This is a genomic window from Streptomyces sp. NPDC017529 (assembly GCF_044329785.1).
Taxonomy (GTDB): Bacteria; Actinomycetota; Actinomycetes; order Streptomycetales; family Streptomycetaceae; genus Streptomyces.
Genome location: NZ_JBIRJY010000024.1, coordinates 1 through 14099, shown reverse-complemented (window position 1 = coordinate 14099; position 14099 = coordinate 1). Strand labels below are relative to the sequence as shown.

At 70.8% G+C, this 14099-nt stretch carries 12 protein-coding genes; 5 read left to right on the top strand and 7 right to left on the bottom strand.

What is annotated here, in order from left to right; genetic code table 11:
- Positions 1-12: 12 nt before the first annotated feature.
- From ACH4K4_RS34165 to ACH4K4_RS34155, 3 genes are read right to left on the bottom strand one after another with little or no spacing between them, the layout of a single operon-like run.
- Positions 13-1023: an acyltransferase domain-containing protein gene (locus ACH4K4_RS34165; RefSeq protein ID WP_398172939.1), complete on the bottom strand. Its 1011-nt coding sequence runs from the start codon at positions 1021-1023 to the stop codon at positions 13-15.
- The gene (dapC, locus tag ACH4K4_RS34160; RefSeq protein WP_398172937.1) at positions 1020-2099 is read right to left on the bottom strand and encodes a succinyldiaminopimelate transaminase; all 1080 of its coding nucleotides are present in this window, start codon (positions 2097-2099) and stop codon (positions 1020-1022) included. The genes ACH4K4_RS34165 and dapC overlap by 4 nt, the downstream gene beginning before the upstream one ends.
- A complete protein-coding gene (locus tag ACH4K4_RS34155; RefSeq protein WP_398172935.1) occupies positions 2096-2524 on the bottom strand; it encodes a PPOX class F420-dependent oxidoreductase in 429 nt (142 codons plus the stop codon). Before ACH4K4_RS34155 ends, dapC begins: the two co-directional genes overlap by 4 nt.
- 150 nt (positions 2525-2674) lie before the next feature.
- Between ACH4K4_RS34155 and ACH4K4_RS34150 the strand changes: the two genes are divergently transcribed.
- The 3 genes from ACH4K4_RS34150 (at position 2675) to otr(A) (ending at position 7418) form a co-directional block, all read left to right on the top strand.
- Positions 2675-4186: an FAD-dependent monooxygenase gene (locus ACH4K4_RS34150; RefSeq protein WP_398172933.1), complete on the top strand. Its 1512-nt coding sequence runs from the start codon at positions 2675-2677 to the stop codon at positions 4184-4186.
- A 53-nt stretch (positions 4187-4239) separates the two neighbouring features.
- Positions 4240-5274: a methyltransferase gene (locus tag ACH4K4_RS34145; protein ID WP_398172931.1), complete on the top strand. Its 1035-nt coding sequence runs from the start codon at positions 4240-4242 to the stop codon at positions 5272-5274.
- Between the two features lie 158 nt (positions 5275-5432).
- Positions 5433-7418 (top strand): tetracycline resistance ribosomal protection protein Otr(A), encoded by a 1986-nt coding sequence (gene otr(A) / locus ACH4K4_RS34140; RefSeq protein ID WP_398172929.1) that lies wholly within the window; start codon positions 5433-5435, stop codon positions 7416-7418.
- A 56-nt stretch (positions 7419-7474) separates the two neighbouring features.
- Here the strand turns inward: otr(A) and ACH4K4_RS34135 are convergent, their stop codons facing one another.
- Together ACH4K4_RS34135 and ACH4K4_RS34130 are read right to left on the bottom strand one after the other, a co-directional pair.
- Positions 7475-8221 carry a LuxR C-terminal-related transcriptional regulator gene (locus ACH4K4_RS34135; RefSeq protein WP_398172927.1) on the bottom strand — a complete coding sequence of 249 codons (747 nt, stop codon included), beginning with the start codon at positions 8219-8221 and terminating at the stop codon, positions 7475-7477.
- Positions 8222-8665: 444 nt separating this feature from the next.
- On the bottom strand, positions 8666-9490 hold the full coding sequence (locus ACH4K4_RS34130) for an alpha/beta fold hydrolase (protein ID WP_398172925.1): 825 nt from the start codon (positions 9488-9490) through the stop codon (positions 8666-8668).
- Between the two features lie 870 nt (positions 9491-10360).
- Here ACH4K4_RS34130 and ACH4K4_RS34125 point away from each other — a divergent pair.
- Together ACH4K4_RS34125 and mtnA are read left to right on the top strand one after the other, a co-directional pair.
- Positions 10361-11092 carry a BTAD domain-containing putative transcriptional regulator gene (locus ACH4K4_RS34125; protein ID WP_398172923.1) on the top strand — a complete coding sequence of 244 codons (732 nt, stop codon included), beginning with the start codon at positions 10361-10363 and terminating at the stop codon, positions 11090-11092.
- A complete protein-coding gene (gene mtnA / locus ACH4K4_RS34120) occupies positions 11089-12075 on the top strand; it encodes an S-methyl-5-thioribose-1-phosphate isomerase (protein ID WP_398172921.1) in 987 nt (328 codons plus the stop codon). The genes ACH4K4_RS34125 and mtnA overlap by 4 nt, the downstream gene beginning before the upstream one ends.
- Before the next feature lie 6 nt (positions 12076-12081).
- Here mtnA and ACH4K4_RS34115 read toward each other — a convergent pair whose 3' ends face one another.
- Positions 12082-13329, bottom strand: a complete 1248-nt coding sequence (locus ACH4K4_RS34115; RefSeq protein WP_398172919.1) for an MFS transporter — start codon at positions 13327-13329, stop codon at positions 12082-12084.
- A complete protein-coding gene (locus tag ACH4K4_RS34110; protein ID WP_398172917.1) occupies positions 13326-13937 on the bottom strand; it encodes a TetR/AcrR family transcriptional regulator in 612 nt (203 codons plus the stop codon). The genes ACH4K4_RS34115 and ACH4K4_RS34110 overlap by 4 nt, the downstream gene beginning before the upstream one ends.
- Positions 13938-14099 lie beyond the last annotated feature (162 nt).

Genomic DNA, 14099 nt, shown 5'->3' with positions numbered 1-14099 from the left:
GCTCCGCCCTCCTCAGGGAATGCGGTACCCCTCGGCCCGCAGCGCGTCCATCGCCTCCCCCAGAGCCACCCGGTCGTCCTCCGGACCGCCCGCGCGTTTCGGCGACAACGGGACGACCTTGCAGTCCCCGCGGCGTACGGAGGGGTGCCGCAGGGCCAGGCTCGACAGCGTACGGCCGGGTCCCGCCTCGACCACCACCAGCCCGCCGGGCGCCAGCAGCCCGTCCAGAGCGGGCCAGAAACGCACCTGGTCCACCGGGTGCGCGGCCCAGTACGCGGGGTCCGCGACCTGCTGCGCCGTCAGCGGTGCCGCCGTGTAGCAGGAGTGGACCACGGTGCGGGGCGGGCGGCGCTCCACCGCGGCGAGCACCGCCTCGGCGCCCCTGGCGTGCGGGGCCATCGCCGGGCTGTGGAACGGGCTGAGCGCCGGGACCCGCTGGGCGGCGATGCCGCGGGCCCGCAGGGCCTCCCCCACGGCGCGCAGCGCGTCCTCGGGCCCTCCGAGGACGGTCTGCCGCGGCGCGTTGACGGCGCCGACCACCACACCACCGCTCAGGAAGGGTTCCAGTGACGCGGCGGACTCCGCCACCGCCAGCATGCCGCCCGGGGGCGCCGCCGTCAGGCGCGTCACCCGGTCCAGCACCACCCGCGCGGCGTCGCGCACCGAGAACACCCCGGCGAGCGTGGCGGCCGCCATCTCGCCGATGCTGTGGCCCAGCAGCGCCACCGGGCGGATGCCCCAGCTGGTCACCAGGCGGCCGAGTGCGTAGTCGACGGCGAACAGCAGCGGCTGGGCCCGCAGTACGTGGTCCACCGGCAGGCCGGGGCGCTCGGCCAGCCAGTCGGCGTGCATACGGGCCCCCTCGGACCCCATTTCGCCCAGGACTTCGTCGACCGCCTCGGCGAAGACCGGGACCGAGGCGTACAGTCCCGCCGCCATCCGCCGGTACTGGGACCCCTGGCCGGGCAGCAGCAGCGCCACCGGCCGGGGCCCCCGCGCGGCAGCCCTCGTGTCCGCCGTCATGTCAGGCGGGCGGCGGCCGCGGCGATCCGCTCGTCGGTCGCCGTGAACGCGATGCGCACGTGCTGCTCGCCGGCTTCGCCGTAGAAGGCACCGGGCGCGACGAGGATGCCGAGATCGGCCAGCTTCTGCACGGTGGGCCAGCACGGCTCGCCCCGGGTCACCCACAGGAAGAGCCCGCCCTCGGAGTGTTCGACGCGGAACCCGGCTCCTTCCAGTGCGTCGCGCAGGACGCGCCGCCGAGAGGTGTACCGGTCCCGCTGCCTCTCCACGTGGGCGTCGTCGTCCAGGGCGGCCACCATGGCCGCCTGCACGGGCGCCGGCACGGCGTGACCGGCGTGTTTGCGTACCTGGAGGAGGCGTTGGACCAGGGCCGGGTCGCCGGAGCAGATGCCCGCGCGGTAGCCCGCGAGGTTGGACCGCTTGGAGAGCGAGTGCACCGCCAGCAGCCCTTCGTGGCTGCCGCCGCACACGGCCGGGTCGAGCAGCGACACCGGCCGCCGTTCCCATCCGTACTCGATGTAGCACTCGTCGTTGACGAGTACGGCGCCCCGGTCCCGCGCCCAGGCCACGATCTCGCGCAGCTCCGGCACGGACAGCACCCTGCCCTCCGGGTTGGACGGCGAGTTGAGCCAGACCACCTTCACCGGTTCGCGCCCGAGTTCCGCCGGCGAGTCCACCGGCCGACCCGCCGCGCCGGCCAGCCGCGCGCTGACGTCGAAGGTGGGGAACGCCAGCCGCGGAAAGGCCACCGTGTCGCCCGGACCGGTGCCCAGCATCGCGGGGAGCCAGGCGATCAGCTCCTTGGTGCCGACCGCGGGCAGCACCGCCGACGGGTCCACCGTCACCCCCAGGCGGCGACGCAGCCAGGAGGCGGCCGCTTCGCGCAGCGCGGGCGTCCCCTCCGTGGGCGGGTAGCCCGGCGCGTCCGCGGCCGCCGCGAGCGCCGACCGCACCACCTCGGGCGTGGCGTCGACCGGTTCGCCCAGGGCCAGGTTGACCAGCCCCCCGGGGTGCTCGGCGGCACGCCGCTTGTACGGCAGGATCACGTCCCACGGGAAGTCGGGCAGCTCCCTCATCGCCGTGCTCCGTCCTCGGCCGCGACGGTCCGTTTGTGGACCCCGGTCGACAGGTCCCCTTCGATGCCCCAGGTGAGGATCCGCCGGGGGTGGATGCGGATCATCTCGTCGGCACAGTGCGGCCTGCGGTCCTTCCCGCCGGTCGGCAGCGCCTGGGCGGTGCCGTGGATGACGACGGCACGGACCACTTCGGGGTCGCGGCACGGGATGTCGTCGACGACGAAGGCGACCCGGTCGTTCTTCGCCACGTTCCGGTACTTGCGGCTGCGCCCCATGTCCCGGCCGGTGATCTCGATGGTGCCGTGCTCCTCGTCGATCTCGAACGAGACGGGGACGTTGTGGGGTTCGCCGCGGGCGCCGACCGTCGCCAGACGGCCGTAGCCCTGCGCGCGCAGGTAGGTGATTTCCTTCTGGGTGAACGGCATGAGGTGTCCTCGGTGTCCGTAGGGTCGCCGCCACGCTACGAAGCCCGCTTCGAGCCCACTTCGAGCCGTCCGCCCCGGATTCCGGCTGGACGGCGCCTTGAAGCCGCGCGGTCAGCATGCCTGGCGAAACCACCGATTCGAGGAGCGTGTATGCGGTACGACGTGGTCGTCGCCGGCGCCGGGCCGACCGGGATGATGCTCGCCTGCGAACTGCGCCTGGCCGGTGCCAGGACCCTGGTGCTGGAACGCCTGGACCAGCCGGTCGACTTCTCCAAGGCCCTCGGTGTGCACGCGCGCACCGTCGAGCTGCTGGACATGCGCGGGCTGGGCGGGCAATTCCAGGCCGACGCGATGAAGCTGCGCGGCGGGAACTTCGCCAGCCTCGGAGTGCCCCTGGAATTCTCTTCGTTCGACACCCGGCACCCCTACGCCCTGTTCGTCCCCCAGGTGCGTACCGAGGAGCTGCTGACCGGCCGGGCCCTGGAGCTGGGCGCCGAACTGCGCCGCGGGCACGCGCTGACGGCCCTGGAGCAGGACGCCGACGGCGTGACCGTCTCCGTCACCGGGCCCGAGGGGGCGTACGAGGTCGAGTGCGCGTACCTGGTCGGCTGCGACGGCGGCGGCAGCACCGTGCGCAAGCTGCTCGGCATCGACTTCCCGGGGCAGGAGCCGCACATGTTCGCGGTGATCGCGGACGCGCGGTTCAGCGAGGAGCTGCCGCACGGGGAGGGCATGGGCCCGATGCGGCCGTACGGCGTCATGCGGCACGACCTGCGCGCCTGGTTCGCCGCCTTCCCCCTGGAGCCGGGGATCTTCCGGGCCACGGTCGCCTTCTTCGACCGGCCCTACGCCGACCGCCGGGCACCGGTCACCGAGGAGGACGTGCGGGCCGCGCTCACCGAGGTGGCCGGCAGCGACTTCGGGATGCACGACGTGCGGTGGCTCTCCCGGCTCACCGACACCTCGCGCCAGGCCGAGCGGTACCGCGACGGCCGGGTCCTGCTGGCCGGGGACGCCTGCCACATCCACCTGCCCGCGGGCGGCCAGGGCCTCAACCTGGGGTTCCAGGACGCGGTGAACCTGGGCTGGAAGCTGGGGGCGACGGTCGCGGGCACGGCGGCGCCGGAGCTGCTGGACAGCTACGAGGCCGAGCGCCGCCCGATCGCCGCCGGCGTGCTGCGCAACACCCGCGCGCAGGCGGTGCTGATCGACCCGGACCCGCGTTTCGAAGGGCTGCGGGAGCTGATGATCGAGCTGCTGCACGTACCGGAGACCAACCGCTACCTGGCGGGCCTCATCTCGGCGCTGGACGTGCGGTATCCCGTGCCGGGCGAGCACCCGCTGCTGGGGCGCCGCGTCCCGGACCTGCCGCTCGTCACCGAGGACGGCACCCGCCGGCTGAGCACGTACTTCCACGCGGCGCGCGGCGTGCTGCTGGCCCTCGGCGGCGACCAGGCGCTCGCCGACGAGGCCGCGGCGTGGAAGGACCGGGTGGACCTGGTCGCGGCCGAGGGCGTCGCGGAGCCGGGCACCGCGGTCGACGGGCTGGCCGCGCTGCTGGTCAGGCCCGACGGCTACATCTGCTGGACCGGCACCCGGGACTCGGGTGCGGAAGGGCTCGCCGAGGCCCTGCGCACCTGGTTCGGGCCGCCCGCCGTCTGAGGCGCCCGGCCCGCGGTCTTCTGCCCCGCACCACTCTCAGCCCAAGGAGTCCCATGACCACCGCACCGCTCGCCCCCGTGGCCCAGGCCCGCTCGCTGCTGCGCCTGACCACGGCATACCACCAGGCGAAGGCCTTGCACAGCGCCGTGGAGCTGGGCCTGTTCGACCTGCTCGCCGAAGGCCCCGCGACCGTCGAGGAGGTGAAGGACAAGCTCCGCATCGTCCATCCGCTGGCCAAGGAGTTCCTCGAAGCGCTCGTCGCGCTGGAGTTGCTGGAGGCGGACGGGGACCGCTACCGCAACGCCCCCGCGGCGCGGGCGTTCCTGGTGTCCGGTTCCCCCGAATACCTGGGCGGCACCGTCCTCCAGCACGCACGCAAGCACTACCACGTATGGGCCGGGCTGACGACGGCGCTCCAGGAGGGCGAGGCCGGTTCCGGCGCCGAGGCGCACGGGCCCGAGGCGTACCCCAAGCACTACGAGGACCCGGAGCGCGCCCGCCAGGTCATGGCGCACTTCGACACCTTCAGCTCCTTCACGGCCGAGGAGCTGGCGCGCCGCGTCGACTGGGGCGGGTACGAGTCGTTCGTCGACATCGGCGGCGCCCGCGGCAACCTGGCCACGCGGCTGGCCCTGGCCCACCCGCACCTGCGGGGCGCCGTGTTCGACCTCCCGGCGCTGGCGCCGCTGGCCGGGGAGCTGATCCGCGACCGCGGGCTGGAAGGCCGGGTCCGCTTCCACGGCGGTGACTTCCTGGCCGACCCGCTGCCGTCGGCGGACGTGGTGGTCACCGGCCACGTACTGCCCGACTGGCCCGCGCCGCAGCGTCGCAAGCTCCTCGCGCGGATCCGCGAGGCGCTGCCTTCCGGCGGTGCGCTGGTGGTCTACGACCTGATGACCGACCCGGCCTCCACGACGGCGCAGGACGTGCTGCAACGGCTCAACCACGGCCTGATACGCGGCGACAGCTCGTCCAGCAGCGTCGCGGAGTACCGCGCGGAGGTGGAGGAGGCCGGCTTCCGGGTGCGGCAGGCGGAGCGGATCGACAACCTCCTCGGCGACTGGCTGATTGTCGCCGTCAAGCCCTGACCCGCCGCGGCGGCGCTTGCTACGGTGATCATGCCCGCGGGGACGTCCCCGCCGGGTGCGGGAAAGCAACGTCAGAGAGGGCGGAACGATGCGGCAGGCGACCACGAATCCGGCAGGAAAGGTCCGCATCACGACGCAGAGGAATCCGAACCCCCTCCATGAAGAAGCTGAATCTGGGCATTCTGGCCCACGTTGACGCCGGCAAGACCAGTCTCACCGAGCGCCTGCTGCACCGCGCCGGAGTGATCGACGAGATCGGCAGCGTGGACGCCGGCACCACGCAGACCGACTCGATGGAGCTGGAGCGGCGGCGGGGCATCACCATCCGGTCCGCCGTGGCCACCTTCGTCCTGGACGACCTGAAGGTCAACCTCATCGACACCCCGGGGCACTCCGACTTCATCTCCGAGGTCGAGCGGGCGCTCGGAGTGCTCGACGGCGCGATCCTGGTGGTCTCGGCCGTCGAGGGCGTCCAGCCGCAGACCCGCATCCTGATGCGGACGCTGCGCAGGCTGGACATTCCCACGCTGGTCTTCGTCAACAAGATCGACCGGGGCGGCGCGCGCCCCGACGGTGTGCTGCGGGAGATCCGCGACCGGCTCACCCCCGCCGCGGTGGCACTCTCCGCCGCGGCGGACGCCGGCACGCCGCGGGCCCGCGCGATCCCGCTCGGCCCGGACACCGACCCGGGCTTCGCCGTCCGGGTCGGTGAGCTGCTCGCCGACCACGACGACGCCTTCCTGGCCGCCTACCTGGACGAGGAACGCGTGCTGACCGAGAAGGAGTACGCCGAGGAGCTGGCCGCGCAGACCGCGCGCGGCCTGGTGCACCCGGTGTTCTTCGGTTCGGCGCTGACCGGCGAGGGCCTGGACCAGCTCATGCGCGGTGTCCGCGAGTTGCTGCCCGCGGTCCACGACCAGCAGGACGCGCCGCTGCGTGCCACGGTGTTCAAGGTCGACCGCGGTACGCGCGGGGAGACGGTCGCGTATCTGCGGCTGCGCTCCGGCACGCTGGGCACCCGTGACTCCGTGACCCTGCACCGCGTCGACCACACCGGCCGGGTCACCGAGCACGCCGGGCGGATCACCGCGCTGCGGGTCTTCGAGCACGGGTCGGCCACCAGTGAGACCCGGGCGGGCGCCGGGGACATCGCGCAGGCCTGGGGGCTGAAGGACGTACGGGTCGGCGACCGGGCCGGGCACCTCGACGGCCCCCCACCGCGGAACTTCTTCGCCCCGCCCAGCCTGGAGACCGTGATCAGGCCGGAGCGTCCGGCGGACGCCGGGCGGCTGCACGCCGCCCTGCGCATGCTCGACGAACAGGACCCGTCGATCGACCTGCGGCAGGACGAGGAGAACGCGGACGGCGCGGTGGTCCGCCTCTACGGGGAGGTGCAGAAGGAGATCCTCGGCAGCACGCTCGCGGAGTCCTTCGGTGTGCGGGCCCGCTTCGACCCGACCCGCACGGTCTGCATCGAGAAGCCCGTCGGTACGGGCGAGGCGCTGGAAGAGCTGGACACGCGGACGCACAACTACTTCTGGGCGACCGTGGGGCTGCACGTCGGGCCCGCCGAGCCGGGCGCGGGCATCACCTTCCGCCTGGCGGTGGAACTGGGATCGCTCCCCCTGGCCTTCCACAAGGCCATCGAGGAGACGGTGCACGCCACCCTGCGGCACGGCCTGTACGGCTGGCAGGTCACCGACTGCGCCGTCACCCTGACCCGCACCGGGTTCGCCAGCCCGGTGAGCGCGGCCGACGACTTCCGCAAGGCCACGCCGCTGGTCCTGATGGACGCGCTCCGGCAGGCCGGCACCCGGGTGTACGAACCGGTCAGCTCCTTCGAGCTGGAGGTCCCCGCCTCGCGGCTCAGCCCGGTGCTGGCGAAACTCGCCGAGCTGGGCGCCAACCCCGGCGTGCCCACGGCCGAGGGCGACGCCTTCCGCCTGGAGGGCACGATGCCAACCAGCCTCGTGCACGACTTCAACCAGCGGGTTCCCGGGCTGACCCAGGGAGAGGGAGTGTTCCTGGCCGAGCACCGGGGCTACCGGCCCGCCGCCGGCCACCCGCCCGTGCGGCCCAGGCCCGAAGGGGCCAACCCGCTCAACCGGGACGAGTACCTCCTGCACGTGCTCAAGCGCGTCTGAACCGGGCCCGGACCGCGCCTCGGGGCGGGAATCCGCCGAGGCGCGGTCCGGGAGTTTCAGGTACCGGCCTGTACCTGGAGGCGGGCCTCCGGCCGCGGGTACGGGCCGGTGTTGCTCCGGGAAATCCCGAGGAGCAGCATGGATTTCGCCTTGTTCACGGCGTCGATCCGGGACACCGCGCCCAGTTTTTCGAAAACATTGCTCAGATGACGTTTGACGGTTGCCTCGGTGATGGTGAGACGGGCGGCGATCTGGCTGTTGCTCAGCCCCCGTGCCACGTTCTCCATAATCTGCAGTTCGCGGGCGGAGAGCCGCGCCGTGGACGAATACGGGAGGGCCGCCATGCTCTCCTTCGGAACGGACATGAATATCTGCCCCGGGTGGCTCGTCACGCTACGAATCGCGGCCAGCACCTCGGCCCGCCGCAAATTCTTGGTCAGGAACCCGCTCACCCGCAGCTGGAGCGCCTGCTGAACGAGCGCGGGATGGTGGAAGGAGGTCAGGACGATGCACTGCGACCGCGGCGACACCCGGTGCATGGCCTCGACCCCCGAGACCACTCCGTACGGCTCGGCCCCGTCCAGCAGGATGACGTCGGGGCGCAGCTCGGCGGCCATGCGCACCGCCGCCTCCCCGTTGGTTAAGCCGCCGACCACCTTGATGTCGGGCTGAGCGGCGAGCACATCGCACAGCGTTTCCCTGAGCAGGGTCTGGTCGTCGACGACGAGGACGGTGATGACTTTGTTATCCATTCGCCCCTCCAGCACACAGAAACATGTCTGCATTTTTTGGTCGGAACCCACGGGAATGTACGGCTAAAGCCGCCCCGACAGGGCAAGCGGAGAGGGAACGATCGAGGAGATGGCGAGTCGCACGGTCAATGCGAGCATCGGTACCGAAAGGGCGGAGCCCAAGAGCTTCCCCCGTGTCACCAAAAACACCCCCACGCACCCTTTGGCGAGCAAAGATTTTGCATACGCCATTTGCAACAGTACATGCCTAAGTGCGCGCAAGGGCAAGGATATGAAGGTAAAAAGATCTTCCACACGGGCCAAAGTGATGGCAAATCCCGTAAATTACCCATAGACGCGGGGCGGCTCGTGGTATAAGTCGCTTGCCTTACCGGGCCGCCTGTTGTAAAAGGGCCCCCGCCCAAGCTCCGCGTCGAGGCGGATCAGGGGCGGGGGCCGCAGCCCGCCACTCCGCACGCCCGGCCGCGCTTCGACCCGGCCTGCACGGGCCGAGGTTCACGAATCGCGCAAGAAGTCGGCGAGCAGACCGCACAATCGTGACGGCGCGTCCTCCTGGACCAAGTGGCCGGCACCGTCGAGCACTTGCACCCGAGCGTGCGGAATGCAAGCCTTCAGCCGTTCGGCGTGGTCGATCGGCAGCCATTCGTCTTCCCGGCCCCAGACAATCAGAGTCGGCAGGTGGAGTTCGCCGAGACGGTCTTCGAGTTCGCGGGTGAACCGCTCGTCGTTCAGGGCCGCCTGACGGTAGAACGCCTGCTGCCCGGCCTCCCCCAGCCAGGGAAGCACCAGAGCATCGGCGGTTTCCTCGTCCAGGCCCTTATGGCTCGCCGTGCCGACGTGAGCGCGCACCAGCGCTTCGTGCAGATGCGCCGGAAGCGACGCGAAGGCTTCGGGATGTTCGCGCGCCAGCCGGAAGAAACCGGTACCCCATGGGCGCAGGGCGACGGTATCCAGCAGCGCCAGGCGGCCGTACTGCATTCCGTCGAACACCGCCGACCTCAGCGCGACGGCGCCACCGAAGTCGTGAGCGATCACAGCGGGTTCACGCAGCCCCCACTCGCGCATCAGCCCGGTGAACACCTCTTGCTGGGCCGCCAGGGAGACATCCTGCCCTTCGGACTTCTGCGACGCGCCATACCCTGCCATGTCCCAGACGTAGCAGCGATACCGGTCGGACAGTGCTGCCGTGACATGGCGCCAGATGTACGAGGAGAAAGGCGTGCCGTGCAGGAGGACGACCGGTGGCCCCTGCCCCACGCACGCCCAGCGGACGACTCCCGACGGGCTCGCGTACTCCTCGTCAAGTCGCCAGTCCGCCATGACACCTCCAGGCCGCTCCACCGATTCCATGTATGTGTAGCCGTCATCGAGACGGCTAAACACCGTGGGCTAAAAGGCGCACGAGACGCGCAACCGGCTTCACCGGGACCCCGGAGTCTCCTGCGAAGCATTGCCGAGTACCGCGCCGGGCGAGGCCTAAACGCCACACCACACCAGGAATTCTTGCGGCACGAACGGCAGGCGCCGCTAATCGGCCATCGTGATCGGCCGGACCGGGTCGGACCGGCACCTCGTCCGGAATGCGGACCCATGAGATGATCACCTCTTACCCGAAAGCATTGCGCCGAAAATCGGCGCTGGTCACCTGGTGCGCCATTTTCGCAACCACCTTGGGAAAATGTGGCCGACCGGCGCGGGCCGCAACGCGCGTAAACCGACCGGAAGCACCCATAGATGATTCAACAGCAGAATGCACCCAAGGCAGCAGGTTCTCCCTGCACCTCGTTGCATGTCGCATGTGCTTCCGCTGGCTCAAAGCCGGGATCGGCCAGGATGAAAACACTTGACCGAGCGAAGAGCGGGAAGCATATGCTCCAGGCCGGAAATGCGGCAGGCACGAAGAGAGCGGCTCCCCCGGCTTCACGTGCCCGCGCCGGCCTCCGTTCACCTGCATGCTCGCGCTGCCGCCTGCCAAGCGCGGCCTCTTGGCCGTCTCCCCCTCCCCAAGATTCGTGTGCGCCACCGGATTCAGGACACCCCTGTGGCCCCTGACAACCATCCAACGGAGGAAACATGCGGTTCGGTGTATTAGGCCCGCTCATACTGGAGGACGGTCAGGAATACCCCCTGCCGTCCGCGCCCAAGACCCGGCAGCTGCTTGCCTTGTTGCTCCTGCACAGGAACACAACGGTGCCCTTGGACCAGTGTCTGGAGGAGATCTGGGGCCCGGACAGCCCGCGGAGCGCCGTGCAGAGCCTGCACACCCGCGTGCTCCACATCAGGCAGGCGTTCGCACGCGTCCCACCCGTAGGGTCCCAGCGGCGCGCGAAAGAGCTCTTGGCCACCCAGCACCGCGGCTACCGTCTGAATGTCGACCCCGAGAGCCTGGACCTGCACGCCTGTGACGCGTACGTCTCCCGTGCGCAGAAGGCGCAGGCCGCGCGGGACGACCGGCAGCTCCGCTCTGCGCTGAGGTCCGCGCTCGCCCTGTGGCGCGGGCCGGTGCTCTCGGACGTGTCGACCGGCACTTACTTGCAGTCGCACATCGTGGGATTGGAAGAGTACCGGCTGAACCTTCTGGAGCGGTGTCTGGAGGCCGAGTTACGTCTCGGCCTGCACCACGAACTCCTCCCACAGCTCGGGCAATTGGTGGCGGAGCACCCCACCAACGAGAACTTCCACGCGCAGTACATGATCGCACTGCACCGTTCGGGACGGTCGGCGCAGGCGCTGGACATCCACCGCTCCCTGCACGACAGCCTGAGCCGCGAACTCGGTATCGCGCCGTCCCCGAAGCTCGGCGAACTCCAGACGGCAATCCTCAATGCCGACCACATTCTCGACGCCCCGCCGGCGGACCGGCATGGCCTCTCACTGGATCTGTGCACCGCGGACACCGGGAAAGGAGACGGGCTTTCGTGAAGCGGTCCATCGGATGGGACAACGGCGCGGTGGTCGCGGTCGACCAGCGAGCCTTGCCGGACGAGCTGAAGGAGTTGCGGCTCACGGACACCGAGCAAGTCGTCGCCGCCATACAGTCGCTGGCAATTCGGGGCGCGCCGGCAGTAGGTGTGGCAGGGGCCCTCGGCGTGGCGCTGGCCGCTCATCTCGCGGACGCGGACGGTGCGGCCGGGGAGGCGGCCGTGCGTGCGCAGGCCCGGCGCATCGCCGAAGCGCGGCCTACCGCTGTGAATCTGGAGCGGGGCGTGCAGCGCGCGCTGAACCGGTTGCCCGACGGCAAGGAGGCGGTGCTCGCCGAGGCCCTTTCGATGCTGGCCGAAGACGAGCGGGTGAACCGTGCCGCCTCTCACCGGGCCGCGGAATTCCTACGGGATTGCCTGCCGTCCACACCATTGCGGGTGCTGACGCACTGCAACACCGGTCGTCTGGCGACGGCAGCCTGGGGCACGGCGCTCGGCGCCATAAAGGAACTCGCCTCCGCCGGGCTGGTGGCTGAGGTATTGGCGGGCGAGACGCGTCCGCTGCTGCAAGGCGCGCGCCTGACGGTGTGGGAACTGGCGGAGGCCGGTATTCCTCATCGTCTCTGCGTGGACGCCGCCGGTCCTGCCGCCCTCGCTGCCGGGATGGTGGACTGCGTCGTCGTCGGCGCGGACCGGATCGCCGCGAACGGGGACGTCGCGAACAAGATCGGAACCTACGCCCTGGCCGTGGCCGCGCAGCGGGCCGGCGTCCCCTTCGTGGTCGTCGCACCCGAATCCACCCTCGACCCGCGCACCCGGAGCGGTGCGGACATCCGGATCGAGGAGCGGCACGCCGATGAGGTCACCCACCATGCGGGCATCCGGGTCGCCGCGCGGAATACCAGGGTGTTCAATCCCGCGTTCGATGTGACGCCGTTCGAGTTGGTCACCGCCGTCATCACGGAAACCCGCACGATGCGTTGACATCGTTCAGATGCGTTCGCGCGTTTCGGAGTTCCGGAGCGACGAAGCCGTCGAAGAGCTCGCGGTGCTCCGGCCTTGTCGCGGTGCCGGCCGGGCCATGGGGGTGAGAAGGGAGATCGCCGCGGTGAGCAGGAACGCGGCGCCGAGTCCGTTCCGGTCGGCGAAAGCCCCCAGAGCGGCCGGGCCGATGATGGTACCGAGCCCGAGGAAGAAGACCGTGGCGCTGAATCCGGTGGCGGGGTGTTCGGGAAAGACCTGGTAACTCCACACCGCGAGCAGGCCGGAAGTCGCCATGAAAGCCGGCCCGTAGAAAACGGCGGACAGCGCTACCGCGGGCAGGGAATCCGGGGCGAGGCCGAGGAGGGCGATGGCCAGTGCCAAGGCGAGAAACAGGCATATTTGCGCGCGGCGCAGGCCCAGCCTGTCGATAAAGGCCCCGGCCGCCACTCCCGCGGTTCCGGCCAGCCCCATCAGGGTCCAGAAGAGGGGGACGGCCAGGTGGTCGGCGGAGAGGTTCCGTGCCACGGTATCCGCCGCGAAAGTCCAGTAGACGGCGCCGATCAATCCGTAGGAACCCGCGGTCACATAAAGCGGCACGGTCGCGGTACGGGCGAACCAGCGCCAGCCGGGTCCCTCCTCCTGGCGACGGGTGCGCGGGGTGACCGGGCCGCCTGGCAGGACCCAGGCGTTGAGCAGGGTGACGGCGAGGGCCGCGACGGCGAACGCGCTCCACGCGTACTGCCAGGTCCGCCCGGTCGCGAAGATGGCCAGCGGTCCTGCTACGACCACGGCGAAGGCCGTACCGCTGGGAATCAGTGCCATCAGCCGTTCGCGGCGGCCGGCGGGCACCATCCGGGCCACCGCGTCGGAGTACGGTGCCCAGACGAACCCCGGGCTCAGTCCGGCGAGGATCAGGCCGGCGGCCAGTGCGCCGGTGTTCCCGGCGAACGCCACGAGGAACATGCCGGCCGCGGCGGACACACCGCCCGCGATGACCAGTGGCCGTGGTCCGCAACGCCGGGAGAGCGCACCGACGAGCAGGAGCGAAACCATGTAGCTGACGTAGGTGGCGCTGCCGATCAGACCGATGAGGGAGACCGACAGCGAGAAGTCCCGGCGCATTTCGGGCAGGAACAGCCCGTACCCGTAGCGCGCGAAGCCGAAGGTCACCCCCTGCGCCGTTACCCCCGCCAGCCCGACCTTCCATGTCAACGGCAGCCCCGGTGTGTTCCGGCGCGTCGCTGTGCCCCTCACCGTGTCTCCTCCTCGGTTCGCCGCGGCCAGGTGTCGAGCAGGCGGGCGACGGTCCGCTGTGCCTTGGCCACGGCTTCCGTGACGGTGCCCAGCGCCTCGGTGGTGGTCGCGCCCTCGTACAGCATGAGCAGGAGATCGACGAGTTCCTCCGCATCCGCGTAGCGCGCCTCGTCGACCCACTCCGCCAGGCGTGCGCGGTGGGCGGCCTTGTGCGCGGCCACCACGGCCCCCGCGGGGTGGTCCCGGCCCCCCAGCTGGGCGGCGGCGTTGGCGAAGGCGCACCCGCGGTAGCCGGGCCGGCGGTGGTAGACCGCCAGCGCGTCGAACACCGCCATGATGCGCGCTACGGGGGCGGGGCCGGCCGCCTGGCACAGGTCGTCCAAGAGGCCGCGCCAGCGCGCGTCGCGCTCCTCCAGGTAAGCGACGACCAGCGCGTCCTTGCCGCCGAAGTGCTTGTAGAAGGTCATACGGGCCACATTCGCGGCCTCGATCACGGCGTCGACCCCGGTGGCGTCGACGCCCTGGCGGTAGAACAGCTCGTCCGCCGCTTCCAACAGCCTGCTACGAGCGGACGGACGCGGCGCGGTGCCTGCTGTGAGCGGACTCATGACAGCAAGTATACGGAACGTTCTATCTACTCGCAGGGCGGCGCGCGGCACGGGTCCTCACCTCACCGGAACTGTTCTTCTTCGGTCGAGCCGCGCAGCGCGGTGGTGGTGGAGGCGGGGTTGATGGCGGCGGCGATCTGGTCGAAGTAGCCGGTGCCGACC

Excerpts from the sequence above, each read along its gene's own strand:
- ACH4K4_RS34165 (WP_398172939.1), bottom strand. The coding sequence starts at position 1,023 with ATGACGGCGGACACGAGGGCTGCCGCGCGGGGGCCCCGGCCGGTGGCG.
- dapC (WP_398172937.1), bottom strand. The coding sequence starts at position 2,099 with ATGAGGGAGCTGCCCGACTTCCCGTGGGACGTGATCCTGCCGTACAAG.
- ACH4K4_RS34155 (WP_398172935.1), bottom strand. The coding sequence starts at position 2,524 with ATGCCGTTCACCCAGAAGGAAATCACCTACCTGCGCGCGCAGGGCTAC.
- ACH4K4_RS34150 (WP_398172933.1), top strand. The coding sequence starts at position 2,675 with ATGCGGTACGACGTGGTCGTCGCCGGCGCCGGGCCGACCGGGATGATG.
- ACH4K4_RS34145 (WP_398172931.1), top strand. The coding sequence starts at position 4,240 with ATGACCACCGCACCGCTCGCCCCCGTGGCCCAGGCCCGCTCGCTGCTG.
- ACH4K4_RS34130 (WP_398172925.1), bottom strand. The coding sequence starts at position 9,490 with ATGGCGGACTGGCGACTTGACGAGGAGTACGCGAGCCCGTCGGGAGTC.
- ACH4K4_RS34110 (WP_398172917.1), bottom strand. The coding sequence starts at position 13,937 with ATGAGTCCGCTCACAGCAGGCACCGCGCCGCGTCCGTCCGCTCGTAGC.